The organism is Haloferax gibbonsii ATCC 33959 (assembly GCF_000336775.1).
GTDB lineage: Archaea > Halobacteriota > Halobacteria > Halobacteriales > Haloferacaceae > Haloferax > Haloferax gibbonsii.
Window position 1 is genome coordinate 39,734 of sequence record NZ_AOLJ01000019.1, and the last position, 22,582, is coordinate 62,315.

The 22,582-nt window shown below is 70.7% G+C and carries 23 protein-coding genes; 11 read left to right on the forward strand and 12 right to left on the reverse strand.

From position 1 onward, the window contains the following. Positions 1–46: 46 nt before the first annotated feature. The 5 genes from C454_RS12740 to C454_RS12760 all read left to right on the forward strand — a co-directional run bounded on the left by C454_RS12740 (position 47) and on the right by C454_RS12760 (position 2,574). Complete coding sequence (locus tag C454_RS12740) at positions 47–394, forward strand: HalOD1 output domain-containing protein (RefSeq protein WP_004976310.1); 348 nt, start codon at positions 47–49, stop codon at positions 392–394. A gap of 231 nt (positions 395–625) precedes the next feature. Further along, positions 626–1,123, forward strand: coding sequence for a DUF5810 domain-containing protein (locus C454_RS12745; protein ID WP_004976312.1), 498 nt, complete (start codon positions 626–628; stop codon positions 1,121–1,123). 24 nt (positions 1,124–1,147) lie between these two features. Beyond that, positions 1,148–1,663 (forward strand): DUF5809 family protein, encoded by a 516-nt coding sequence (locus C454_RS12750; RefSeq protein ID WP_004976313.1) that lies wholly within the window; start codon positions 1,148–1,150, stop codon positions 1,661–1,663. Beyond that, complete coding sequence (locus tag C454_RS12755) at positions 1,660–2,223, forward strand: NUDIX hydrolase (protein WP_004976314.1); 564 nt, start codon at positions 1,660–1,662, stop codon at positions 2,221–2,223. Before C454_RS12750 ends, C454_RS12755 begins: the two co-directional genes overlap by 4 nt. Next, positions 2,224–2,574 (forward strand): rhodanese-like domain-containing protein, encoded by a 351-nt coding sequence (locus C454_RS12760; protein ID WP_004976315.1) that lies wholly within the window; start codon positions 2,224–2,226, stop codon positions 2,572–2,574. A 124-nt stretch (positions 2,575–2,698) separates the two neighbouring features. Here C454_RS12760 and yciH read toward each other — a convergent pair whose 3' ends face one another. The 6 genes from yciH to C454_RS12790 all read right to left on the reverse strand — a co-directional run bounded on the left by yciH (position 2,699) and on the right by C454_RS12790 (position 9,920). After that, positions 2,699–2,992 (reverse strand): stress response translation initiation inhibitor YciH, encoded by a 294-nt coding sequence (yciH, locus tag C454_RS12765; RefSeq protein ID WP_004976316.1) that lies wholly within the window; start codon positions 2,990–2,992, stop codon positions 2,699–2,701. Positions 2,993–3,058: 66 nt separating this feature from the next. After that, positions 3,059–4,096, reverse strand: a complete 1,038-nt coding sequence (locus C454_RS12770; protein WP_004976317.1) for a DUF7096 domain-containing protein — start codon at positions 4,094–4,096, stop codon at positions 3,059–3,061. Between the two features lie 147 nt (positions 4,097–4,243). Then, entirely contained in the window at positions 4,244–5,518 is a 1,275-nt protein-coding gene (locus C454_RS12775; RefSeq protein ID WP_004976318.1) for a helix-turn-helix transcriptional regulator, read from the reverse strand. A 52-nt stretch (positions 5,519–5,570) separates the two neighbouring features. Beyond that, positions 5,571–7,868, reverse strand: a complete 2,298-nt coding sequence (locus C454_RS12780) for a transglutaminase TgpA family protein (protein ID WP_004976319.1) — start codon at positions 7,866–7,868, stop codon at positions 5,571–5,573. A gap of 61 nt (positions 7,869–7,929) precedes the next feature. Continuing rightward, a complete protein-coding gene (locus tag C454_RS12785) occupies positions 7,930–8,958 on the reverse strand; it encodes a DUF58 domain-containing protein (RefSeq protein WP_004976320.1) in 1,029 nt (342 codons plus the stop codon). A gap of 5 nt (positions 8,959–8,963) precedes the next feature. Then, positions 8,964–9,920 carry an AAA family ATPase gene (locus C454_RS12790; protein WP_004976321.1) on the reverse strand — a complete coding sequence of 319 codons (957 nt, stop codon included), beginning with the start codon at positions 9,918–9,920 and terminating at the stop codon, positions 8,964–8,966. Positions 9,921–10,116: 196 nt separating this feature from the next. Here C454_RS12790 and mutS point away from each other — a divergent pair, with 196 nt between their 5' ends. Together mutS and mutL are read left to right on the forward strand one after the other, a co-directional pair. After that, the gene (gene mutS / locus C454_RS12795; protein WP_004976322.1) at positions 10,117–12,876 is read left to right on the forward strand and encodes a DNA mismatch repair protein MutS; all 2,760 of its coding nucleotides are present in this window, start codon (positions 10,117–10,119) and stop codon (positions 12,874–12,876) included. After that, a complete protein-coding gene (gene mutL, locus C454_RS12800; protein ID WP_004976324.1) occupies positions 12,873–14,576 on the forward strand; it encodes a DNA mismatch repair endonuclease MutL in 1,704 nt (567 codons plus the stop codon). The genes mutS and mutL overlap by 4 nt, the downstream gene beginning before the upstream one ends. A gap of 111 nt (positions 14,577–14,687) precedes the next feature. Here the strand turns inward: mutL and C454_RS12805 are convergent, their stop codons facing one another. Then, entirely contained in the window at positions 14,688–14,975 is a 288-nt protein-coding gene (locus C454_RS12805; RefSeq protein WP_004976325.1) for a DUF7573 domain-containing protein, read from the reverse strand. 154 nt (positions 14,976–15,129) lie between these two features. On the opposite strand from C454_RS12805, the gene C454_RS12810 reads away from it, so the two are divergent. After that, complete coding sequence (locus C454_RS12810; RefSeq protein ID WP_004976326.1) at positions 15,130–15,366, forward strand: hypothetical protein; 237 nt, start codon at positions 15,130–15,132, stop codon at positions 15,364–15,366. On the opposite strand, the gene C454_RS12815 is transcribed toward C454_RS12810, so the two are convergent. The 3 genes from C454_RS12815 to C454_RS12825 form a co-directional block, all read right to left on the reverse strand. Then, the gene (locus C454_RS12815) at positions 15,320–16,306 is read right to left on the reverse strand and encodes a 5,10-methylenetetrahydromethanopterin reductase (RefSeq protein ID WP_004976327.1); all 987 of its coding nucleotides are present in this window, start codon (positions 16,304–16,306) and stop codon (positions 15,320–15,322) included. The two genes, C454_RS12810 and C454_RS12815, sit on opposite strands and share 47 nt — an antisense overlap. A gap of 41 nt (positions 16,307–16,347) precedes the next feature. Continuing rightward, a complete protein-coding gene (locus tag C454_RS12820; RefSeq protein WP_004976328.1) occupies positions 16,348–17,103 on the reverse strand; it encodes a coenzyme F420-0:L-glutamate ligase in 756 nt (251 codons plus the stop codon). A 118-nt stretch (positions 17,104–17,221) separates the two neighbouring features. Then, on the reverse strand, positions 17,222–17,716 hold the full coding sequence (locus tag C454_RS12825; protein WP_004976330.1) for a metallophosphoesterase family protein: 495 nt from the start codon (positions 17,714–17,716) through the stop codon (positions 17,222–17,224). Between the two features lie 60 nt (positions 17,717–17,776). On the opposite strand from C454_RS12825, the gene C454_RS12830 reads away from it, so the two are divergent. Beyond that, on the forward strand, positions 17,777–19,009 hold the full coding sequence (locus C454_RS12830) for an NUDIX domain-containing protein (RefSeq protein WP_004976331.1): 1,233 nt from the start codon (positions 17,777–17,779) through the stop codon (positions 19,007–19,009). A gap of 334 nt (positions 19,010–19,343) precedes the next feature. After that, complete coding sequence (gene ddh, locus C454_RS12835; protein ID WP_049905169.1) at positions 19,344–20,270, forward strand: D-2-hydroxyacid dehydrogenase; 927 nt, start codon at positions 19,344–19,346, stop codon at positions 20,268–20,270. Positions 20,271–20,315: 45 nt separating this feature from the next. Here ddh and engB read toward each other — a convergent pair whose 3' ends face one another. Further along, the gene (gene engB / locus C454_RS12840) at positions 20,316–20,933 is read right to left on the reverse strand and encodes a GTP-binding protein EngB (RefSeq protein WP_004976333.1); all 618 of its coding nucleotides are present in this window, start codon (positions 20,931–20,933) and stop codon (positions 20,316–20,318) included. 139 nt (positions 20,934–21,072) lie between these two features. Beyond that, positions 21,073–21,405, reverse strand: coding sequence for a DUF7344 domain-containing protein (locus C454_RS12845; protein WP_049905170.1), 333 nt, complete (start codon positions 21,403–21,405; stop codon positions 21,073–21,075). A 485-nt stretch (positions 21,406–21,890) separates the two neighbouring features. On the opposite strand from C454_RS12845, the gene C454_RS12850 reads away from it, so the two are divergent. Beyond that, on the forward strand, positions 21,891–22,553 hold the full coding sequence (locus C454_RS12850) for a helix-turn-helix domain-containing protein (RefSeq protein WP_049905171.1): 663 nt from the start codon (positions 21,891–21,893) through the stop codon (positions 22,551–22,553). The last annotated feature ends 29 nt before the right edge of the window (positions 22,554–22,582 follow it).

Genomic DNA, 22,582 nt, shown 5'->3' on the forward strand with positions numbered 1-22,582 from the left:
ACGTCGTCGGCTCGGATGTCGGCGAGGCGCCGACGCGAACCGAACCATGGACGAAACTCGCGTGTTACCGGGCAACGATGTGGGATGGAATACGGGGACGACCGACGAGGTCGTCGCCCGACACGACTGGAGCGGACGAGACACCCTCGCGGTGACCGTCGTCACCGCGGCCGCCCAGTTGCGAGACGTGGACGCCGTCGACCTCCCGCCGCTGTCCGAGACTATCGACCCCGACGCGCTCTGCCAACTGTTCGCTCCGCTGGCGCGGGCACCGGCGACGGACGGCGGCACCCGCGGGTCGGTCGTCCCCTCGCGCGGTCGAATCGGGTTCCGGTACGCTGCCTGCGACGTGACCGTCTGGGCCGACGGAACGGTCATCGTCAAGTCCGCCTGACGCATCGACACACGAACGAATCGGTATCACCACCACCCACCACCACACGACGCGGCACCTCGTTCGGTGCCGCGAGAGCCGACCGTCGCCCGCGACCCACCCACCACCGCGCGGGCGACGCGGCCACATTTCCTTCGACGACCGACGACGCCGACGCGGCGCGACGCAACGCGACAGAGCACGACGCGAGAGTGCGACGGGTTTTGGTACACAGAGCCGCTACCGGAGGGCATGGGATACGCCTGTCCGGTCTGCGACGCGCCGCAGCGCGACGAGACGCACCTCGCGAACCACCTCGCGTTGCAGGCCATCGTCCACGGCGACGACCACGAGACGTGGCTGGACGAACACGTCCCCGAGTGGAGCGACCTGAACGCCGACTCGCTCGGCCCGCTCGTCTCCGACCTCGCCGAGGAACGGGAGTTCGACGAGGTGTTCGAGGACACGGTCGACCGCACGGGAGGCCGAGGTCACGGTCACGACCACAATCACGGCCACGACATCCCCGACCGACAGCCGCAGCAGTTCGGCGGCTCCGGCGGGTCGCAGTCGCTGTCTGGCGACGCGGCGCGCATCTTCGAGGAGGCGCAGTCGCTCACCCGCGAGATGTACGAGGAGGGAGAAGACGGCGAGGGAACCGGCGACGACGAGCACGCGGGGCGTGACGACGCCGGCGACGCCGGTGACGCCGACAGTGCCGACGACGACGCGGACAGGAAAGAGTCGTAAGTCCGGGTCCCGAATCGACTGGCGATGGAAACCCACGGGACGATTGCTCCGGCGTCGCTCGACGAGGCCGAGGCCGCCTTCGACCGCGTCGGACCGACCGCACAGGTGGTCGTCCGCGAGACGGCCAAGGCGATGGACTTCGACCGCGAGGAGTACCGAGAGCGCGTGACCGGCGACGTAATCGAGACCGTCCGCAACGCGCTGTTCGCGGAGTCGCTTTCGGTCTCCGTCGGCACGCGCGACGAGTTCGACGACTGGCGCGCGGCCCACGAGCGCTACGAGGTCGTCGAACTCGGCAACCCCGACGTGGACCGCGTCGCGTGGCACGCGGTTCCGTTCGCCGAGACGGTGCTGGCGACGACGTTCCAGAACGAGGAGGACGCCGCCGTCAGTACGCTCCGACGCAACGCCTTCGGCCGCGTCTACCGCGACGCGCTCCTCGGGGAGGAAGCCGAGACCGACGAGGCGGCCGCGGCCGACGATGACGCCGCCGAGACCGACGACGACGAAACCGACGACGCGACCGGAGCGGGCCGATGACCGACGACGGCCGCCGTCACGAGCGCCTGCCCGACCCCGAGTGGCGCGTGCTGGAATCCGAAACCGAGTACGAGACCGGCTGGTTCACCGGCGGCTACGACCTCGTCGAACAGCCCAACGGGACCACGAAGCGCTACTACTGGGCCGAACTGGCGACCGCAGTGGTCGTCGTCGCCGTCGCGGACGACCACGTCGTCTTCGTCGAGCAGTACCGGCCGAACATCCGCCAGACCCAGCTCGAACTCCCCGCGGGCGTCGTCGAGAAGGGAGAGTCGTTCACCGACGCCGGACTGCGCGAACTCCGCGAGGAGACCGGCTTCGCCGCCGACTCCGCGTCGGTCGTCGGCGACGTGTGGTGTTCGACCGGCGTCCTCCGCCACCGCCGCGGCTTCGTCTTCGCCGAGGGGCTCACGCCGGTCGAACGCGACCTCGACGACAACGAGTTCCTCTCGGTCCGCGCCGTACCGGTCGAGGAGGCCATCGAGCGGGCGACCGAACCGCCGACGAACGACGCGACCGTCGAGGGCGTCCTCCTCGCCCGCGACGAGGGTCTGCTGTAGATGGTCGACGAAATCTCCCCCGCGGCGGTCGAGGAACTCCTCGACGGCGAGGACCCGCCGCTCGTCGTCGACGTGAGCACCGAGGCCGAGTTCGCGCTCGGGCACGTGCCGGGGAGCATCAACGTCCCGCTTTCCGACCTCGTCTCGCACCTCGACCGCGTCGCGGGCGCAGAGCGCATCGTCACCGTCTGTCCGCGGGGCGAGGCGAGCGTGCAGGCCGTCCGCCTGCTTTCGGCCTACGAGGGGACCGAAAACGCCCGTATCGAGAGCATGGCCGGCGGACTCGACGCGTGGGACGGCCCGCTCGAAGAGGGCACCGACGAGGGCGGACGCGACGACGGACGCCGCTGAGCGGCGGCGTCGCTGGAGCGTGACGCGGCCGCGGACACGAGCGGTCGGACGACCGACGGACTAACGGCTCGTGTGCGCTGAGTTGCTTCGAAAAATCTCGACGGCGGGCTAACTCAGAGGTCGGTCACGCGACGTTGAACCCCTTTTCGCGGAGGAAGTCCTCCACGCGGCCGCGGTGGTTGCCTTGGAGCTCGATGGAATCGTCTTCCACGGTTCCACCGCAAGCGAATTTCGACTTCAGGTCCGACGACAGGCTGTCCATGTCGACGTCCTTCGGGTCGAATCCCTCGATGACTGTAACCTCTTTTCCGTAGCGGCGCTCGTCGATGCGGATGACTATCTCCTGAGACTCTTTCGCCACGTCCTCGCAGACGCAGAGCTCTTCAGGGAGCCCGCACGTCGAGCAGACTTCCGACATTACAGTGTGGACCTACAGGATGGGGATATTAAACAGTATCGGGAGGCGGGGTCGCCGTCCCCGGCTTCAAGCGCCCGAGTCGTCCGTGGACGACGTTTCCGATTCGTCGTCCGCCGTCGCGTCGTCGGTCGTGGTCGTGCCGTCGTCGTCGGACTGCCCGTCGTCGGTGGTCACCGCGGGGGCGCTCCCGTCGGCGTCCTTCGCCCGCTTGTCGTTTCCGGGCGGCGTCTCCGGGGCGTTGCCGCGGTCGCCGTCGCCGGACGAACCCTCGGACGCGTCGTCGGTCACGCCGGTCGCGTCGGTCGCGTTTCCGGCGTCTTCACGAACGTCATCGGCGCGGCCGCTCGCCTCAGAACGCGAGTTTCCCGGGGCATCGCTCCGTCCCGCTTCGTCAGACCGCCCGTTGCGGCCGGTTTCCGACTCGTTTTCGGCGCGGTCGCGGCCGATTCCCTTCCCGGGGTTCCCCGCGATTTCGCGGGCGATTTCGGCGACTTCGGGGCCGGTGAGTTCGCTCGCGTTCGTGCGGAGCCTATCGAGTTCGGCCGTCTCGACGCCGCGCGCCGAGAGCTCCTCGGCGGGGACCGTCGAGGCGGCGTCGGCCGTCTGGTTCAGCATGCTCCGGGTGCGCTCGATGTCGGCGACCGTCTGGGTCAGCCGCGCGCGGTACTGGCCCTCCGAGAGGGTGCCGTTTTCGCGCTGGGCTTCGAGGCGGTCCCTGCGCTGTTCGAGTTCAGTGAGGCGCTCGCGCACCGTCACGACCTGCGTGGCGACGACCGCGGCCTTCGAGGCGTTCGAGTTCGCGTTCGCGAAGCGCGCTTCGAAGGTACGGCGTTCGAGTTCCCCGTCGGTCTCGGAGCCCTGCACGCCGATGACGGCGGACAGGCGCTGACCGGGGAGCGTCTCCGACGACGCGGCGCTATCGTTGGCCGCCGTGTCGTTGGTCGCGCTGTCGTTCGCGGTCGTCTGTGCGACGGGAGCGGCGGCCGAGCCATCGGTGGCCGTTATTCCCATCGGTCCGGCCGGGGCGGCGAGAGCGAGCGGTGCGCCAACCGTCGCCAGCAACACGGCGGCGACGACGGCGAGCGCAGCGGTTCGTCGACTCATCACTCTCGTTTTGGAACCCCGTTCCGATATAAACGTGCGGTCGTGCCCCCGAATCAACTCCAGTCAACGGCAGTTTGAGCGCCGCGTACGGGTCGCCGCCGTCTTCCGATTAGGGACCGACCACCGACCTAAACGGTCGTAAGGTATTTATTCCCCTTTCGAGCCGCCGCCGTCCTCGTCGTCCGCGTCGTCTTCTGGCAGACGGAGGACGTTCTCGCGGCCGAGGCGGAAGCCCTCGATGGTTCCCTCGTCGCGCATTCCGCGGACGACCTTGCTCGTCTTGGCGTCGGTCCAGTCGAGCGCGCCGGCGACCTCCTGTTGCTTGATGCGGCCGCCGCGGGACTCGATGAGTCGGAGGACGCGCTCTTCGTTGCTCAGGAGTTCCGGCGGCGGACTCGGCTCGCCGTCCTCGTCGCCCGCGGCGGAGTCGTCGTCGGCTTCGTCTGCACCGGCTCCGGCGCTCGCCGCGGCGGTCGCTGCGTCGTCGGCCGCCGCCGAGTCGGCTTCGCCCGCGCTCGCGGTGGCCGAGTCGGTGGACGCGCCGGCGTCCGTGCTGCCAGCCGCGCCGGCCGCGTTTGCGCCGCCGCTGTCGCCGTCGCCGCCGCCGAGCGCGCCCCGCGAGCGGAGATAGAGCGCGCCGGCACCGACGAGGACGACGAGGACGAGCGCGACGAGCGCGGTCGTCGTCGGGAACGGGTCGTCGTCCGCGACGGGCGTCGCCGAGTCTGTCGGTGTCGCCGTCGCCGTCGTTCCGGAGCCGCCAGCGCCGCGTTCGAGGACGACGTTCGGCTCGCCCGAGACGAACTCGGTCTGGGAGCCGCGCCAGATGACCGTGTGTTCTCGCGTCTCGTCGCCCGCTGGTTCGACGGTCGTCGCGTCGTACTCGTCGGGCCACGAGAGGATGAGCCGGGAGCTACTGTCGAGGAAGAAGCCCTCGATGGCGTCGCCGACGACGAGGCGGTCGCCGTCGACCGCCGCGAAGTTGGACCACTCGAAGGAGTACGAGACGACGCCGAAGCTATCGGGGAGCGACCGCGTCTCCGCCGAGACCGAGACGTTCGTGGCGGCCATCTCCCGGCCGGTGGCGTTCTCTGCGGCCCCGACGGTCGAGGCGATGCGCTCCGCGAACGCCGAGGTGTAGTCGTCCGGGTTGGCCCGCACGTCGTCTCGGAGCGACTGGAAGGCATCGGTCGTGTTCTCGTCGTCGAGCCGGGTCCAGTACTGAATCTCCCAGCGGGCGTCGCCGCTCTCGGAGACCTCGACGACGATTCGCGTGCTGTCCGGTTCGACGCCCTGTTGGACGAGCGGTTCGACGCCCGGCCCGCTCGCGGAGCCCTCCTGTGCGGCCGCGGTCGGCGCGACCACGGCGAGCACGCAGAGGGCGGCACACAGGACTGCGAAGACAGCGTCTCGTGTCGCCATTGACCGTTCGTGCGAGCGCACGTAGAAAAAGTGACGCGGTTCTTCGCGCCGCTCAGTCCGCCCAGCGTCTGACGAGCGGCAGACGAGCGCGGACGACGGCGTTCGCCGCGGCCACGGCCTCGTCCGCGTCGGCGCGGGTGACGCCGTCGCCGTACTTGGCGCGCTCGTAGAGTCGGCCGACCTGTCGGGTCCGCTCGTCCACGCCGACGCGGGAGAGCGAATCGAGGTACGCCCTGACCGTCTCGCCGGGGCGGCGCGGGCGGTAGTCGCGTTCGAGGGCGAGTTCGAGGCGGTCGTACGCCCGGAACACGTCGTCCGCCGGCGAGTCGGTGCGCCGCTGATACGCCGCGGTGGCGAACCGGAGGTGCGCCGGGAGCCGGGTCCGCCTGACGCCGGCCACGACGCCGAGGAGGCCGACGAGACCGACGAATATCGTCTCCCGAGACGGCATCTCGGGGACGAGTCCGTCGTCCTCGTCGTCTTCCGTCGCGCCGTCGCCGGTCGGTGTGATGCCGAGGCGCTCGTCGATGTTGGGACCCGGCGCGCTGCTGTCGACGGGCGTCGAGTTCGTCTCGGTCCCGTTTTCCGTCGGCGTCTCGGTGTCGTTCGCGGTCGTCGTGGGCTGTTCGGTCTCGTTGGACTCGGCGTTCGTCTCGTTGGTGTCGACGCCCAGTCGACCCTCGTTTCGGGCGTCGCTGAGGGTGGTCGACTCCGCGTCCTGCCGGGGGCCGGCGGGCGTCGGGTCGAAGCGGACCCAGCCGGTGTCCTCGAAGTAGACTTCGACCCACGCGTGGGAGTCGAGGCCGCGGACGACGTAGCGGTCGCCGTCGACGCGCTCGCCGGTCGTGTAGCCGGTGACGAAGCGCGCGGGGACGCCCTCCGAACGGAGCAGCACCACCATCGTCGAGGCGTAGTAGGTGCAGTAGCCGGCGTCCATCTCGAAGAGGAACGACTCGGCGATGTCGCCGTCGGGACGGGACACCCGGAGCGAGTACTCCTTGTTGGCTTCGAGCCACTCCTCGACGGCGACGGCTTTGTCGTACGGCGTCTCCGCGTCGCCCGTTATCTCGGCGGCGCGGTCGCGGACGCGGTCGGACGTGCTGTCGGGGAGCGCGAGATACCGCTCGCGAATCTCGTCGGGGTAGTCGGTGCCCGTCCGCCGGAGCGACGCCGCGGTGTACTGCGGGACGGCGCTCGTGACGTTGTAGGTCTCGCCGATTTCGACGGCTCGGTCGGGGCGGAGGTTCCCCTGCTGGGTGACGAGCGTCTCGTTTTCGATGTCGCCGGAGACGGCCACGGGCCGCCACGCCGCGGGCATCGAGTCGAGCGGCGTCGCCGGCGTGACGGTCTGGCGGACCAAACGCGACGGCCCCTCGGGCCCGGCCAGCCGACCGCCCTCGTAGTCGCGGGTGTCGCCCGTTCTGACCCAGCCGTCGCCGGTGTAGCGGTCGAACGTCGCCGTCTGCCAGTAGTCCGGCGAGGTGCTCTGGACCTCGAAGCGGACCTGCGGCGAGAGGCTGATGCTCCCGACGATGGAGATGCGGTCGTCGGCGCTCACGAGGCTGGCCTCGACGGTCGGCTGTTCGGCCACGCCCTCGTCGGGGATGACCGGCGACCCGCCCGCGCCTGGGAGGACCGTGACGGTGGCCGAGAGGACGACCATCGCGGCGAGGACGACCGTCAGCACGTCGAGTTGGCCGCCGGCGCTCCCGAAGCGGTCGATGCCGTCGAAGCCGACCGCGGCCATGCCCGCGCCGACGCCGAGGAGCGTGAGCGTCCCCGTCGCGTCGGTGGTGAGGACGAACAGGCCGAGGCCGCTCCCGGCGACCGCGACGGCCGGCGCGATTCGCCCGCGGACCGCGAGGTACCACGCGAGGAACACCGGGCCGGGCGTCACCGCGAGCGCCCACACGTCGGCCGACAGGAGTCGGAGCGCCGAGAGGCCGCTGAGGAGCGCGAACGTGTCGGCCAAAAGGCGCTCCGGCGAGAGCAACGCGACTTGGCTCTCGGGGAGCGCGAGGAAGTACGCCGCGAAGCCGCCGGCGGCGATGAGGGCCGCGAGACCGAGCGCGTAGCGGGGGCGGAGCGTCCAGCCCACGACGGTCGCGAGGGCGAGCGTCCCCGCGGCGAGGAGGACGAACTGGTCGCGGCGACCCACGACGTTCGTGATGTCGTAGACGACCGCGAGGAACGCGCCGATGAGGACCAGCGAGGCCGCCGTCGCGAGGAGGTCGGCGGGGACGCCGAAGACGGTGTTCGTCGCGGAGGACGCCGACCCCGTCGCTGACGCCGACGCGCTCGCGGCCGACCGCGACGAGTCCGAGCCGCGCCGGTTCGTGTCCGTGCTCATCGCGGCACCTCCGGTCGCGCAGGGCCTCGGCTCGCGCCGTCAGAACGGGCACGTGGACCCGTCACGCCGACACCCCCGAGTCGGCACCGCGGGTTCCGACGCGACTCGTCGGGTTCGGCACCGACGACTCGGCCGCGTCGCGCTCGGCGCGCAGGCGGTCGAACGTCGTCTCGCGCCCGCCGAGCGTGACGTACGTCTTTCCGGCGTCGCCGCTGACGACGACTTCGGCGGTCTCGTCGGGGACCGACCCCGAGCGGAGCCGCGAGAGGTGGACGAGGACGCGCCGGCGGTCGCCGGGCGTCGCCTCAACGACCCCCGCGGGCGAGGTGAGGTGGACCGGAACGCCGGCGTCGAGAAGCGCACAGCAGAGCGTCGCGGCCGCCTCCGCGGCGTCGTCCTCGTGGCCGTCGGTCGCGCCGGCGGAGACGCGAACCGCGTCGGCCGTGACCCGGTCGTCGTAGGCTTTCACCACGAGGTCGCCGGACTTGGCGCTCGACTTCCAGTGGATGTCGCGGAGCGGGTCGCCGGGGACGTACTCGCGCAGGCGGTCGAACTCGGCGCGCTCGTCGGTGCGCCCCACGTCGGCGAGCGCCGAGAGGTCTCGCCGGGCCGCCGCCCCGAGCGAGCGGACCCGCGGGAAGACGAGCACTTCGGTCGTCCCGCCGGCGGTGAACGACTTCGAGAACAGCCCGAGGATGTCGCGGGCGACGACGGTCGTCGGGCCGAGCGTCGCCGGGCCGCGACCGCGGTAGGTCACCTCGTAGTCGACGCGGCCGTCGCCGACGACCGAGTCGACCGCGGTGTCGCCGTCGAGGCCGGGCGAGAGGGCGTCGGTCGTGGTCGCCGGAAACGGCCTGTCGGCGTCGAGGGCGAGCGAGACGGTGCGGGTCTCGCCGGGGAAGCCGTCGTCGGGCGCGACCCGCTCGACGCGGGGCGGCGAGACGCGCCAGACCTGCACCGCGCCGACGACGAGGCCGACGGCGACCGGAACGACGACGGCGTTGAGCGCCCGCGGGCCGTAGGCGACGGCGTTGGCGACGCCGACGACCACGACCGCGACGGCGACCCAGCCGCGGAGGGTGAGCTTCATCGGTCTCACTCGACCGCGACGGTGTCGAGCGCCCGCTCGACCACGTCGCGGCCGGAGCGCTCGTCGGTCGTCCGGACGCGGTGGGCCCAGACGCTCCGCACCTCGCGCTGGACGTCGTCGGGGACGACGTAGTCGCGGGCGTCGAGGGCGGCGCGGGCCTGCGCGGCGCGGACGAGCGCGATGGAGCCGCGGGGGCTCACGCCGAGGTCGGCGCGCGCTCTGGTGTCGGCGGCGAGCCGAGAGACGTAGCGCCGGACCGGCTCGCTCACCGTCACGTCGAGGATGCGCTCGCGGGCGTCGCGCACGTCGCCGGCCGACGCGACGGGTTCGAGCGACTCGATGGGGTGGTGGCCCGAGACGCGGCCGAGCAGTTCCGTCTCCTCGGCCTCGTTGGGGTAGCCGAGGTGAATCTTCTTCATGAACCGGTCGAGTTCGGCCAGCGGGAGGTCGTACGTCCGGTCGGGTTCCACGTCGTTCTGGGTCGCGATGACGGTGAAGGGGTCGGGGACGCGGCGGGTGACGCCGTCGACCGTGACCTGTAGCTCCTCCATGACTTCGAGGAGGGCGGCCTGCGTCTTCGGCGGCGCGCGGTTTATCTCGTCGCCGAGGACGACGTTTCCGAAGACCGGCCCCTCGCGGAACTCGAACTCGCTGGTCTGTTGGTTGAACACGTTCACGCCCGTCACGTCGGACGGGAGGAGGTCGGGCGTAAACTGGATGCGCTCGAACTCCCCCTCTATCGAGGTGGCGATGGCGCGGGCGAGCATCGTCTTGCCGACGCCCGGCACGTCCTCCAAGAGGAGGTGACCGCGGGCGAACAGCGCCACGATGATGTCTTCGATGGCGTCGTGGTGGCCGACGATGACGCGTTCGACGTTCTCGGAGATTCGTGTCGCGAGGTCCGACACCGCCTCGACCGAGAGCGCGGGGTCGAAGTCGGCGTCTGCATGTGCATCAGTCATTGATATCCCGGATTACCCGCCGACCGTGCCGAGAAGGACGACGGGTCTCTGTGTGCTATTATTGCTTCAGTCTACCTAACCTTGCTGGGTGTGTGCACGAGTCAACCGCGGGCGGCGAGCGAGCGGACGGCCGTCGACCGGGCCGTTCTCGGGCCGTTCCCGGGCGTTTTTATCGCTCGGCGACCCGGGTGTGGGTATGAACGCGGACGCCCAGCGGGAGGCGGTGTACGGCGCGCCGCCGGAGATGCTGGAAGTGCGGGACGACCTGACGCCGATGCTCTCGCAGTACGCCGACCTCTGTGCGGAACACGACGACGCCGTCGTGCTGTTTCAGGTCGGCGACTTCTACGAGGCGTTCTGCGGCGCGGCGGAGGCCGTCGCCCGCACCTGCGAGGTGACGCTGACCCAGCGCGAGGACTCCACCGGGACGTGGCCGATGGCGGGCATCCCCATCGACAACGCCGCGGGCTACCTCGAACGCCTGCTCGACGCCGGCTACCGGGTCGCGCTCGCGGAACAAGTCGAAGACGCCGAGGAGGCGTCCGGGCTCGTTGACCGCGCCGTCACCCAACTCATCACGCCCGGCACCGTCGTCGACGAGGAACTGCTCGACGCCGGGCGGGCGACCTACCTCGGCGCGGTCGCTCGGGGCGGCGGCGACGCCGAGAGCCGCGACAGCGACGCCGAGGACGACACCGACACCTACGGCCTCGCCGTCGTGGACGTGTCGACCGGCGAGTGCCTCGTCACCGGGGCGGACCGCGCGCTGGCGCTCGAAGAACTGGAGCGCCTCGCGCCCGCCGAACTCGTCGTCGGCCCCGACTGCGACCTCCCGGACCTCTCGTTCGACCCGATGGAGACGCCGTTCGAACCGGGGGCGTTCGACGCCGACGCGGCCCGCGAGACGCTGTCGGCGTACGCGCCCCGGCCGGACGCCGTGGTCGAGTCGGACGCCGAACTCCGGGCGGTCGGCGCGGCGCTCGCCTACGCCGAGTACGCGCAGGGCGACTCGACGCTAGAGTACGTCACCCGCGTCACGCGGTTCGACCCCCGCGAGTTCCTCCAACTCGACGCGACGGCCATCCGGAGCCTCGAACTGTTCGAGTCGCGGAGCGCCCGCGCCGGAAGCACGCTGTTTTCGGTCCTCGACGAGACGGCCTGCGCGCTCGGCCGCCGCCGACTCGAGGCGTGGCTCCGCCGCCCGCTCGTCGACCGCGACGAAATCGAGGCCCGACTGGACGCCGTTGACGCCCTCTGCGACGACGCGCTCGCCCGCGCCGACCTCCGAGAGCACCTCTCGTCGGTGTACGACCTCGAACGGCTGGTCGCCCGCGTCTCCCGCGAGCGCGCCGACGCCCGCGACCTGCGCTCCCTGAAGACGACGCTCGACCGGGTTCCGAAGGTCCGCGAGGAGGTCGGAACCGGTTCCGACCTCCTCGCGGACCTCCGCGACTCGCTGGACGAACTCGAAGACGTGCGCGACCTCGTCGGCGACGCAATCGTCTCCGACCCGCCCCAGGAGATTACGGAAGGCGGCGTCATCGCCGACGGCTTCGACGCCGAGCTGGACGACATCCGCGGCACCGCCGAGGCGGGCCGCGAGTGGGTGTCGAACCTCGAAGCCCGCGAGCAGGAGCGCACCGGCATCGACTCGCTGGAGGTCGGCTACAACCAGGTCCACGGCTACTACATCGAGGTGACGAATCCGAACCTCGACCGCGTCCCCGACGACTACCGGCGCCGCCAGACGCTGAAGAACTCAGAGCGGTTCTACACGCCCGAACTGAAGGAGCGCGAAGACGAGATTCTCCGCGCCTCGGACCGCGCCGACGCCCTCGAATACGACCTGTTCTGCGAGGTTCGCGCCGACGTGGCGACCGAGTCCGCCCGGATTCAGGCCGTCGCCGACGCCCTCGCCGACCTCGACGTGCTCCGGACGCTCGCGGACGTGGCGGTGGCGAACGACTACGCCCGCCCCGAGTTCCACGCGGGCGACCCGACCGACGAGCACGGCGGTATCCACATCGACGGCGGCAGACACCCCGTCGTCGAGCGCGCACAGGACGAGTTCGTGCCGAACCCCGCCGACCTCCCGCGGGGGAGCGTCGCGCTCGTCACCGGCCCCAACATGTCCGGGAAATCGACGTACATGCGGCAGGTCGCGCTCGGCTGCGTCCTCGCGCAGGTCGGGAGCTTCGTCCCCGCAGCGTCGGCCCGACTGCCGGTCCTCGACCGCGTGTTTACCCGCATCGGCGCGTCCGACGACATCGCGGGCGGGCAGTCGACGTTCATGCGCGAGATGAGCGAACTGACCGAAATCCTCCACAACGCCACCGGCGACTCGCTCGTCCTCCTCGACGAGGTCGGCCGCGGCACCTCCACCGCCGACGGCCTCGCCATCGCCCGCGCGGCCACCGAGTTCCTGCACGACGAGGTCGGCGCGACGACGCTCTTTGCGACCCACTACCACGACCTCACCGACGCGGCCGACGACCGCGAGGGCGTGTTCAACCTCCACTTCACCGCCGCGCGGCGCGACGGCGAAGTCACGTTCCTCCACAGCGTCGCCGACGGCCCGTCCTCGTCGTCTTACGGGGTCGAAGTGGCGCAGTTGGCCGGCGTGCCGGCGAGCGTCGTGGCGCGCGCTCGGGACCTCGTGGACGAGACTGACCCCGAGAGCGCGGACGACACCGAAGGCGATGGCGTCGCCGCCGCCGCGAACGGCGAGGTCGCCGAGGCCGCCGAAGACGGCACGCTCGCGGCCTACGTCGATGGGTTGGAGAACGGCCACCGAGAGAGCGAGAGTCCGAACCGAGCAACTGCGACGACCGCGACGGCCGAACCGACCCCCGAGCTCGAAGCCGTCGCCGAGGCGCTCCGCGAGGCCGACCTCGCGGACACTACGCCGCTGGAGGCGCTGAACCTCCTCTCCGACCTCAAAGGGAAGCTCGAATGATTCGCCGACTCGACCCGGGGACGCGCTCGAAAATCGCCGCCGGCGAGGTCGTCGCCCGCCCCGCGAGCGTCGCGGTCGAACTGGTGGAAAACGCCCTCGACGCCGGCGCGGAGACCGTCGAAATCGAGGTTGACGGCGACGGGACCGACCGAATCCGCGTCGCCGACGACGGCCGCGGGATGGCCGAGTCTGACGCCGCCCTCGCGGTCGAGCGGTACACGACGAGCAAGCTCTCGGCGGCCGACGACCTCGAAACCGTCGAGACGCTCGGCTTCCGGGGCGAGGCGCTCCCGAGCATCGCCGCGGCCGCCGCCCGACTCGAACTGACGACGAACGACGGCGGCCCGCGCGGGACGCGAGTCGTCGTCGACGGCGGCGGGGATGCGACCGACGGCGAACACGACAAGACCGTCTCGCCCGCGGGTCGGGCGCGCGGGACGACGGTCGAAGTGACCGGCCTCTTTTCGGACCGCCCGGCCCGGAAGAAGTCGCTCGCGTCGCCGAAAGCCGAGTTCGCCCGCGTCTCGGCGGTCGTCACGCGCTACGCGCTCACGCGGCCGGACGTGCGGTTCGTCCTGCGACACGACGGCCGGGAGACGCTCGCGACGCCCGGCACCGACCGCTTCGCCGACGCGCTCTTGGCGGTGTACGGCCGCGACGCCGCGAGCCACGCCTCGACGTTCGACTCGTCGCGGGAGGTCTCGGCGGCCGGCGAGACGGCCGCGGTCGAGGTCGACGGCGCGCTCTGTCACCCCGAGGTGACGCGTTCCCGGCGCGACCACGTCCACGTCTCGGTCAACGGCCGCGCCCTCGCCGAACCGCGGCTCCGCCGGGCGGTCGCCGACGGCTACGGGACGCTGCTTCCCGACGGGCGCGAACCGGTCGGCGTCGTCCGACTCCGTCTACCGCCCGCGTGGGTCGACCACAACGTCCACCCCGCGAAGGACGAGGTAGGCTTCAGAGACGCCGACGCGGTCGCCGAGGCGGTCGAATCGAGCGTCCGCGACGCGCTCTCGACCGCGGACCTCCGGCGGAGCGGCGAGGTGGCGATGGACCTCGATAGCTCGCTCGCGCCCGTCGAGGCCGCGTCGGTGTTCGACGACCTCCGCGTCATCGGGCGCTTCCGCGGCCTGTACCTGCTCTGTGAGGCCGGCGACGAACTCCTCGTCGTCGACCAGCACGCGGCCCACGAGCGCATCAACTACGAGCGACTCCGCGAGGCGGTCGAGTCGGCGGGCATCGACGCCGTCTCCGTCGACCCGCCGGCGACCGTCTCGCTGTCGCCGACCGACGCGGCGCTCCTCGACGCGAACCGCGACCTCGTGGAGAAACTGGGTTTCCGCGTCGCCGAGTTCGGCGACGGGAGCAGGAGCGGGAGCGGGACCGGAACCTACCGCGTCGAGGCCGTGCCCGCGCCGCTCGGCCGGCCGTTCGCCCCGGACGCGCTCGCGGACGTGGTGGCCGACGTCGCCGCCGGCGACGACGCCGACCCGCGGGACGAACTCCTCAAAGACCTCGCGTGCCATCCGTCGATAAAAGCCGGCGACGACCTCACCGACGACGATGCCGCGCGGTTAGTCGAGCGACTCGGCTCGTGCGAGACGCCGTACACCTGCCCGCACGGCCGGCCCACGGTGCTCGCAATCGACGAGGAGACGTTCGTCCGCGGGTTCGGCCGGCGAAGCGGCCGGCTCGGGTAGCGCTCGGCGGGAGCAACCTTGCCGAGCCACCCCGTCGCCGTCGTTCGAAATGGCGCGGTTGCTGGTGGGGAGATGAATACGACGTAGCGACCAGCGTGGCGCGCCCGGCCGCTACCAGTCCTTGCAGTCGAGACAGACGTACTCGTCGCCGTCGAGCCACCGCTTTTGCACCGACTCGCCGCACTGGGGGCACGGCGTGGCTTCGGGGGTCCATCGGTACGTGGCGAGCGTGCTCACGTCGCGGTCGTCGGGTGCGTCGGAATCGACGGCGTCGTCGGCGTCGGCAGAATCGACGGCGTCGTCGGCGACGTCGGAACCGTCAGCGTCGTCGTCGGCCGTCGGTTCGTCGGCCGCTCCGTCGTCGCCGCCGGCGAAGTCGTCGAGCGAGCGGTTCGGCATGACTCAGCGTCCGTGGGCGCGGTCCTTATCGGTGCCGACCGAGCCGCGCCGCTGACGGCCGCCGCGAACCGCGGGGCGGCGAGCGACTCACCGGACGGGGCGAGCGCCGTGCGAAACCCACACAATCAATACCCCCGAATCCCGAGAGTCGCGCATGGCAACACTCACGGACTTCGTCATCGCGCTCCTCACGAGCGTCCTCGAACTGGTGGTGACCTTCGCCGACGTGGCGCTGAGCGACCCGCTTTCCACGGTGAGTTTCCTCTTCGGCAACATCTTCATCCTCCTCGCCGTCGGCGCGTTCGCCTATCTCGTCGTCGGCGCGCTCGGCGCGGAACTCGGCATCATCGGCGTCGGCTCGTCGACCGGTAGGCCGCCGCAGCGAGAGTAATCGCTTCTTCGAGGTCGGGGCCGACCGGCGACCCGACCACGACGCCGTCAGCGTGTTCGAGCACCGCGTCCATCCGGTCGGCCACGTCGTCCGGCGTGCCGGCCATCGAGAAGGCGTCTATCATCGCCGGCGTGACGAGGCCGAACGCCTCGGAGAACGCGCCGGCGGAAATCTTCTCGCCGATGTCGCCCGCGCGCTCGGCGTCGATGCCGTGTCTGTCGAGGACCGGCGGGGCCGCCCCCGCGGTGATAAAGGCGACCGGCGGGCGGGCGGCCTCGCGAGCCGCGTCCTCGTCTTCCGAGACGGAGACGCTGGCGTAGGCGGCGAGGGTGAACTCGCCGCGCGAGTCGGGGCGGTCCTCGACGCCGATATCGACCTGTTCTCTGGCCCACGCGAGGTCGTCGGGGTGCGAGCCGTTGAACAGCAGGCCGTCTGCGTGCTTGCCGGCCATGCGACACATGTGCGGCCCCTCGCCGCCGACGTACACCGGCACCTCGCCGGGCACGTCGAAGTTGAGGCCGGCGTCGGTCGCCTCGAACGTGCCGTCGTGGGTGACGCGCTCGCCGTCCCAGAGCCGCTGTGCGACCTTGAACGCCTCCAGCACGGAGCGGAGGCCGCGCTCGTCTTCGAGGCCGAGGTTGCGGAGCGTCGAGGGGTCGCCGGGGCCGATACCGAGGAGGCCGCGGCCGCCGGATGCCTCGGCGACGGTCGCCACCTTGCCGGCGAGCGTCACGGGGTGTAGCTCGTAGGGGTTGGCGACGCCGGGGCCGAGGCGGATGTCGTCGGTCTCGGCCGCGAGCCGCGCGAGGACCGCGAAGGGGTCGCGGTTGTTGTAGTGACACGAGACGAACAGGGAGTCGTAGCCCTCGCGTTCCGCCTGCGTGCCCAGTTCGACGAGGTCGTCGACGGGATGTTCCGGGGTGAGTTCGAGTCCGAGCATAGTGTGAGCGTGGTGTGAGCGTGGAATGGTGGAGCGAGTCGTCAGGGGTCGTAGCGCCACTCGCGGAGCGCCTGTCGCACGAAGTCACCGTCGATGTCGCGGAAGTGGGCGTCGCTCTCGCCGTGGTCGCCCCACTCGAAGCCGCGGACGACGACGACGGGCGTGCCGCCGTCGCCCTCGCCCTGCACGAGGTTCGCGGCCGCGGCGAGTTCGTCCACGACGCTCTCGACGGTGACGCCGAGTTCGCGGCCGTCGCGGTCGGCCTCGCCGCGCCAGTCGCGCGAGGCGCTCAGCCCCGCCCAGCCGATGGCGACGCCGCGCTGCCCGTGTCGGAACGGCCGGCCGCAGGTGTCGGTGACGATGACCCGGTCGGCGTCGACGCCGGCGCGGATGCGCTCGGCCGACTCGCTCGGGCGCTTCGGGAGCAACAGCAGGTCGTGGTCGGGGACGTTCGAGCGGTCGATGCCGGCGTTGACGCCGACGTGGCCGAACCGCGTCTCGGTCAGGAGGAACGGCTCCGACATGACGAGGTCGACGCTCTCTTCGAGGACCGCCTGCGCGAACCGCGGGTCCTTCTCGTCGCCGGTCAGTTCGGCGAGGCGGGCGGCGAGTTCGCGCGCCCGCGGGCCGGCCGGGAAGTCGTCGAGGTCGGCGAACCGCCCTTCGGCCTTCGAGACGACGGTAGAGGCGACGCAGACCACGTCGTCGGGCCGAAGGTCGACGCGCTCCGAGACGAGGGCGGCGAGGTCGTCGCCCTCGCGGACCTCGGGCACGTCGGGGACGGGAAACAGCTCCATACCGAGTCGGAAGGCGAGGGCGGTGAAAAACGACGGGATGCTGGCGAACCGGGCCGGTATCGCAGGCGGTCGACCGGAGAGCGGTTCGGGGAGCGACGACACGCCGACTGCGCCGAGTTCAGTCGTCGCGGACGACTTCGACCGACAGCGAGCCGTCGACGACCGAGCCGACCATCATCGTGGCGTCGTCGCCCGGGTTGGCCGCCGTCGCCGTGCCGGGGTTGAGGACGCGGATGCCGTCGACCACTTCGTCGACCACCTCGTGGATGTGGCCCGCGACGCCGACCGCGCCGTCGCCCGCGGCGTCCCTGACCGCGTCGGCGACGCGGGACTCGTAGCCCGTTCTCGTGCCCGTGCCGTGGGTGACGACGAACGTGAGTCCGTCGACCTCCGCGACCTCGACGAACGGGAGGTCGATGGCCGGCGGGTCGATGTTCCCGCGGACGCCGACGAACCGCGCCGAGAGGTCGCGGAGGCGGTCGAGGGTGTCCGGCGAGTCGAAGTCGCCCGCGTGAATCACGAGGTCGGCCGAGCGGACCCGGTCTTCGACCCACCCCGGAATCCCGTCGGCCCGCCCCGGAACGTGCGTGTCGCTCAGGATAGCGAGTCGCATACCGACACCACGCGACCGGCCTGAATAGTCGTTTTGTCAGTCGCGGACGTAAGTCTGGATATGCCACACGTCGTCACCGTCTTCCTCCGAAACGGCGGCCGCGTCCTCCTCGCCCGCCGGAGCGAGGCGGTCGGAACGTATCGAGGGCGCTGGGCCGGCGTCTCGGGCTACGTCGAGGGCGACCCCGACGACGCCGAGCGCGACGCCCGACGTGAACTCGCCGAGGAACTCGGCGTCCGCGAGGCCGACGCCGACCTCGTCCGCGCGGGAGCGACCGTCTCCGTCGCCGACGAGGGCCGCGAGTGGACCGTCCACCCGTTCCTGTTCGACGCGCGGAGCCGCGACGTCGACCCGAACGAGGAACTCGCCGCGGTCGAGTGGGTCCACCCGACCGCGATTCGGGACCGCGAGACGGTCCCCGGACTGTGGACGGCCTACCGCCGGGTCGCACCCGCGGTCGAGACCGTCGCCGCCGACGAGACCCACGGCTCGGCGTGGATTTCGCTCCGGGCGCTCGAAGTCCTGCGCGACGCCGCCGCCGAGGCGGACTCGCGGGACGCGGTCGCGTCGGTCGCCCGGCGACTCCGCGACGCCCGCCCGAGCATGGCCGCCGTCGAGAACCGCGTCAACCGCGTCATGGCCGACTCGGAGACTGACCCCGAATCGGTCCGCCGACGGGCCGAGGCGGCCATCGACGCCGCGGCAGAGGCTGACGACTCGGCGGCCGCCCGCGCCGCCGAACTCGTCCGGGAGCGCGGGTTCGACCGAATCGCCACGCTCTCGCGGTCGGGGACGGTCCTCGCGGCGCTCGAAGCCGCCGGGGCGAGTGTCCTCGTCTCCGAGTCCCGACCGGGCGGCGAGGGCGTCGGCGTCGCGGAGCGACTCGTCCGTCTGGGACTCAGCGTGACGCTGACGACCGACGCGGCGCTCCCCGGACTCGTCGCGGGCGGCGAAGCCGACGCCGTCCTCCTCGGGGCCGACTCCGTGCTCGCGTCCGGCGGCGTCGTCAACAAGGTCGGAAGCCTCCCCGTGGCGCTCGCGGCCGCCCGCGCCGACGTCCCCGTCTTCGCCGTCTGCGCCCGCGACAAGATTCGCGGTGACGGCCGCGTCCTCGGCGAGGACGCCGGGAGACTGTACGACGGCGAGGCCGCGGTAGGGACCGAGAACCCGCTTTTCGAGGTGGTGCCCGCGGACCTGGTCTCGGGCGTCGTCACCGAATCCGGCGTGTTGGACGCGGACGGAATCGGTACGGTGGCGGCCGAACACGCCGCGCTGGCGGCGTGGGACGACTGAGGCGAGTGTGGCGTTTCGGGGAACCGTCGGGACCACCGCTCGGCGGGGCGAAAAGGGTGGATTCTTGGGCGTCCGCCCCGGACTCCGACTCGGTGGCGATGACGAAGGTTACCCCCACTCAGCCCCTTGTGATGATAGATTTCATCCGAGCCACCAACTACTGACGACGCGCCTCCCGTTACACCGAACCGACTTCACCCCGGAGCGACGCGTACGCGCTTCTCGCGAACCGGGCCACCTGCTGGGACCGAACGGGCTCTCGTCGGACACCCGAAAACCGGACACCGACGCCGAAGGCGCAACTTCCTTCGTGGGCCGCGGTGACCCCTCGGTCATGCACATCGAACGCATCGCGGTCGACGAGTCGGTCGGTCGCGTGATGCCGCCGGGCCTGTTCGTGGAGGCGCTTTCGAACTCCGACGCTCCGGTCGAACTCGTCGACGAGGGCGAGGCGTTCGGCCCGGGCGACGCGGTCGTCTCGTTCGGCCACAGAGACGCGTTCGTCGAGGCCGACTGGGTCCACTGCGTCCGCGCCGGCTACGACGAGTTCCCCGTGGACGCCTACGAGGCGGCCGGGACGGCGCTCACGAACAGCACCGGCGTCCACGGGACGACGGTCGGCGAGACGGTCGTCGCCTACATGCTGACGCTCGCCCGCCGCCTCCACGCCTACCGCGACGCCCAGCGCGACCGCGAGTGGGACCTGCCCCGCTACAAAGAGCCGTTCACCCTCGACGGCGAGCGCGTCTGCGTCGTCGGCCTCGGCACGCTCGGCCGGGGCGTCGCCGACCGCGCGGCCGCCCTCGGCATGGAGGTCGTCGGCGTCCGGCGCTCCGGCGACCCGGTCGAGAACGTCTCGACCGTGTTCACGCCCGACCGATTCCACGAGGCCATCGCCGACGCCCGGTTCGTGGTGCTGGCGATGCCGTTGACGGAGGAGACGGCGGGCATGGTCGACGCGCCGGCGTTCGAGGCGATGCGCGAGGACGCCTACCTCGTGAACGTCGCGCGCGGGCCCGTCGTCGACGAGGACGACCTCGTGGCGGCGCTCGACCGAGGCGACATCGCCGGCGCGGCGCTCGACGTGTTCGCCGAGGAACCGCTGTCCGCGGAGTCGCCGCTGTGGAACTTCGACGAGGTGCTCGTCACGCCGCACGTGAGCGCCGCGACGGGGAAGTACCACGAGGACATCGCGGCGCTCGTGCGGGAGAACGTCGAGAAGACGGCCGCCGGCGACCCGCTCACGAACCGCGTAGTGTGAGTTCGCCGGGGTCGAGCCGGGGGGTTCGAAGCGACGGCGAGCGGGTCAGAGGAACTTGAACAGGTCGTCGCGGCCCTGCTCGTGGAGGTGCGACCGCAGGGCGTCTTCGAGGTGCGAGATGTCGCCGCGCTTGGCCGTGATGGGCGCGATGACGTTCCGCCACTGCTTCCACGGCGGGAAGAGGCCGAGGCGGTCGCAGAGGTCGTTCAGGCGCTCGTCGCGGTCGTCGACCTTGTCCATCTTGTTGACCGCGACCACGGTCGGGATGTCGAGTTCGTCGAGGAAGAAGAACATCTCCACGTCGTGCGGGATGGAGTCTTCCGTGGTGTGGCGGTCGATGATGTCGATGACGCTCTTCCCGTCGACGACGAGGACCGCCGCGAGGATGTCGTCGGCGTTCTCCTCGATGTACTGGACGACGTCCGTCTTGATTGCCTCGCGGGTGTCGCGGTCGACGCCGGACATGAATCCGAACCCGGGGAGGTCGGTGAACATGAATTTCTCCGCGTTCCAGTCGAAGTGGTTGGGTTTGCGGGTGACGCCGGGCTTCTTACCCGTCGTGAACTTGCTGTGACCCGTCAGCTCTCGCATCAGGGTCGACTTCCCCACGTTCGACCGCCCGACGAGGACGATTTCGTCGCGGTTCGGTCGGTCTTCGAACATACCGGCGGTTCGCCGCCGCGACGGATAAGGAGGACGGTACGGACGCCGCGCTCCGGGGCGTCGACACCGAAAAAATCACGTCTCCGGGCGAGTCGCCCCCACGACGGCTCGCCGACGACGCGTGAATGAGGCGGCCGCGTCAGTCACGGCCGCCCGCCGATAACTCGCCCGCGTTCTCGTCGAGAAATCGCAACAGCGGCTCGATTTCGTCGAATCGAGGGCCGCACGCGACGGAGCCGAGATGACGGTTCCACTCGACGAAGCCGGCGTCAGCGAGTTTCGGGAGATGAACGTGGAACAGCTCCACCTCCAGTCGGTCGCGGTCGCGGCCGCCACCAACGGCCGCGTCCCGCGTTGCCGCTTCGAGGCGCGCGCGCCGCCGTCGGCGAAGACCCATCAGCAACCGTCGCCGATGGACGTTTCCGAGGGCGTCGAACGCCTCGTCAAGGCGGGGGGACGTCGCGGCTACCATCGGCGCGACCCCCGTTGGATCCGAACAGGCGTCGCGCGACGGGCGCGAGACGCCGAGGCAAAGCGTCTCCCGCAAGTCGCCGGAAGGCCCCGCTCTGGGCACCCGGTGGACACCACCCGATACCGGTACCGTCGAGAGCGCGGCCCGTCAATCACACGTTCGCACGCCTCTGCGCCACCACGGCGCGGTTTGACGGCGTACGGCTGTCGATGTCTGTGTGTGTTCACAACTACGTTCCCCGAAGGGGTATAGATAGCAAGTTGGCATTCTCTTTCTGCTTTCACAGTCCGGTCATTGAAGTAATGCATCCGGAAGCCTACGTTACATGTTATGAACCGAATGAGGTCACGAACGGACGCTATCGGCCCAAATACTAGGGGGAAACGGTGAATTTTCGGCGTCTGATCACCCCCTCCCCCGAGAGAATATCAGACAGTATGCTGACAAGAGAGTTCAATACAGCGGCCGCTGAAGGTCAGCTAGTAATGGCAGTAATCGTCGAGCTGACGATTGATTCAAGGGATTTCGACCTCGGGAGGGTCACCGCCGTGTCGAGCGGCGTCCACATCGAGCTAGAGCGCGTCGTTCCGACTGGCGGTGAGGTCATGCCGTTCTTCTGGGCGCAGGGGACCGACTTCGAGGCGTTCGAACACGCCGTCCGGCACGACCGACTCGTCGACGACCTGACCGCGGTTGCGCGCGTCGCCGACCGCGTGCTGTACAAGGTCAACTGGGGCGAGACCACGTCGAGCCTGACCCGCATTCTCACAGACAGCGAGGCGACGATTCTCGAAGCCCACGGCAACGACCCGTGGATGTTCCGCCTCCGGTTCAACGACCACGCGGCGCTCACCGACTTCCACAACCTCTGTCAGGAAGAGGACATCGAGTTCCACGTTGAGCGCATCTATACCCTCGCAGAGGGCGAGCCGGGCGTCTACAACTTCGACATCACAGACGGACAACAGGAGGCGCTCGTCACCGCCGTCTCGGAGGGCTACTTCGAAGTCCCCCGGCAGACCACGCTCAACGAGGTGGCGGACCAACTCGGAATCAGCCCGCAGGCCGCCTCCGAGCGCGTCCGCCGCGGGGCCGACACCGTCCTGCGGAAGGTGCTGTTGTCGCAGTCGGCGGCCGACCTCTCGTAGCCGACCGCTCGCGCCGAGACGCGGTTCGC

Bases quoted from the DNA above. Each gene is read 5' to 3' on its own strand.
- C454_RS12740 (WP_004976310.1), top strand. From the start codon at position 47: ATGGACGAAACTCGCGTGTTACCGGGCAACGATGTGGGATGGAATACG.
- C454_RS12745 (WP_004976312.1), top strand. From the start codon at position 626: ATGGGATACGCCTGTCCGGTCTGCGACGCGCCGCAGCGCGACGAGACG.
- C454_RS12750 (WP_004976313.1), top strand. From the start codon at position 1,148: ATGGAAACCCACGGGACGATTGCTCCGGCGTCGCTCGACGAGGCCGAG.
- C454_RS12755 (WP_004976314.1), top strand. From the start codon at position 1,660: ATGACCGACGACGGCCGCCGTCACGAGCGCCTGCCCGACCCCGAGTGG.
- C454_RS12760 (WP_004976315.1), top strand. From the start codon at position 2,224: ATGGTCGACGAAATCTCCCCCGCGGCGGTCGAGGAACTCCTCGACGGC.
- yciH (WP_004976316.1), bottom strand. From the start codon at position 2,992: ATGTCGGAAGTCTGCTCGACGTGCGGGCTCCCTGAAGAGCTCTGCGTC.
- C454_RS12770 (WP_004976317.1), bottom strand. From the start codon at position 4,096: ATGAGTCGACGAACCGCTGCGCTCGCCGTCGTCGCCGCCGTGTTGCTG.
- C454_RS12775 (WP_004976318.1), bottom strand. From the start codon at position 5,518: ATGGCGACACGAGACGCTGTCTTCGCAGTCCTGTGTGCCGCCCTCTGC.
- C454_RS12780 (WP_004976319.1), bottom strand. From the start codon at position 7,868: ATGAGCACGGACACGAACCGGCGCGGCTCGGACTCGTCGCGGTCGGCC.
- C454_RS12785 (WP_004976320.1), bottom strand. From the start codon at position 8,958: ATGAAGCTCACCCTCCGCGGCTGGGTCGCCGTCGCGGTCGTGGTCGTC.
- C454_RS12790 (WP_004976321.1), bottom strand. From the start codon at position 9,920: ATGACTGATGCACATGCAGACGCCGACTTCGACCCCGCGCTCTCGGTC.
- mutS (WP_004976322.1), top strand. From the start codon at position 10,117: ATGAACGCGGACGCCCAGCGGGAGGCGGTGTACGGCGCGCCGCCGGAG.
- mutL (WP_004976324.1), top strand. From the start codon at position 12,873: ATGATTCGCCGACTCGACCCGGGGACGCGCTCGAAAATCGCCGCCGGC.
- C454_RS12805 (WP_004976325.1), bottom strand. From the start codon at position 14,975: ATGCCGAACCGCTCGCTCGACGACTTCGCCGGCGGCGACGACGGAGCG.
- C454_RS12810 (WP_004976326.1), top strand. From the start codon at position 15,130: ATGGCAACACTCACGGACTTCGTCATCGCGCTCCTCACGAGCGTCCTC.
- C454_RS12815 (WP_004976327.1), bottom strand. From the start codon at position 16,306: ATGCTCGGACTCGAACTCACCCCGGAACATCCCGTCGACGACCTCGTC.
- C454_RS12820 (WP_004976328.1), bottom strand. From the start codon at position 17,103: ATGGAGCTGTTTCCCGTCCCCGACGTGCCCGAGGTCCGCGAGGGCGAC.
- C454_RS12825 (WP_004976330.1), bottom strand. From the start codon at position 17,716: ATGCGACTCGCTATCCTGAGCGACACGCACGTTCCGGGGCGGGCCGAC.
- C454_RS12830 (WP_004976331.1), top strand. From the start codon at position 17,777: ATGCCACACGTCGTCACCGTCTTCCTCCGAAACGGCGGCCGCGTCCTC.
- ddh (WP_049905169.1), top strand. From the start codon at position 19,344: ATGCACATCGAACGCATCGCGGTCGACGAGTCGGTCGGTCGCGTGATG.
- engB (WP_004976333.1), bottom strand. From the start codon at position 20,933: ATGTTCGAAGACCGACCGAACCGCGACGAAATCGTCCTCGTCGGGCGG.
- C454_RS12845 (WP_049905170.1), bottom strand. From the start codon at position 21,405: ATGGTAGCCGCGACGTCCCCCCGCCTTGACGAGGCGTTCGACGCCCTC.
- C454_RS12850 (WP_049905171.1), top strand. From the start codon at position 21,891: ATGGCAGTAATCGTCGAGCTGACGATTGATTCAAGGGATTTCGACCTC.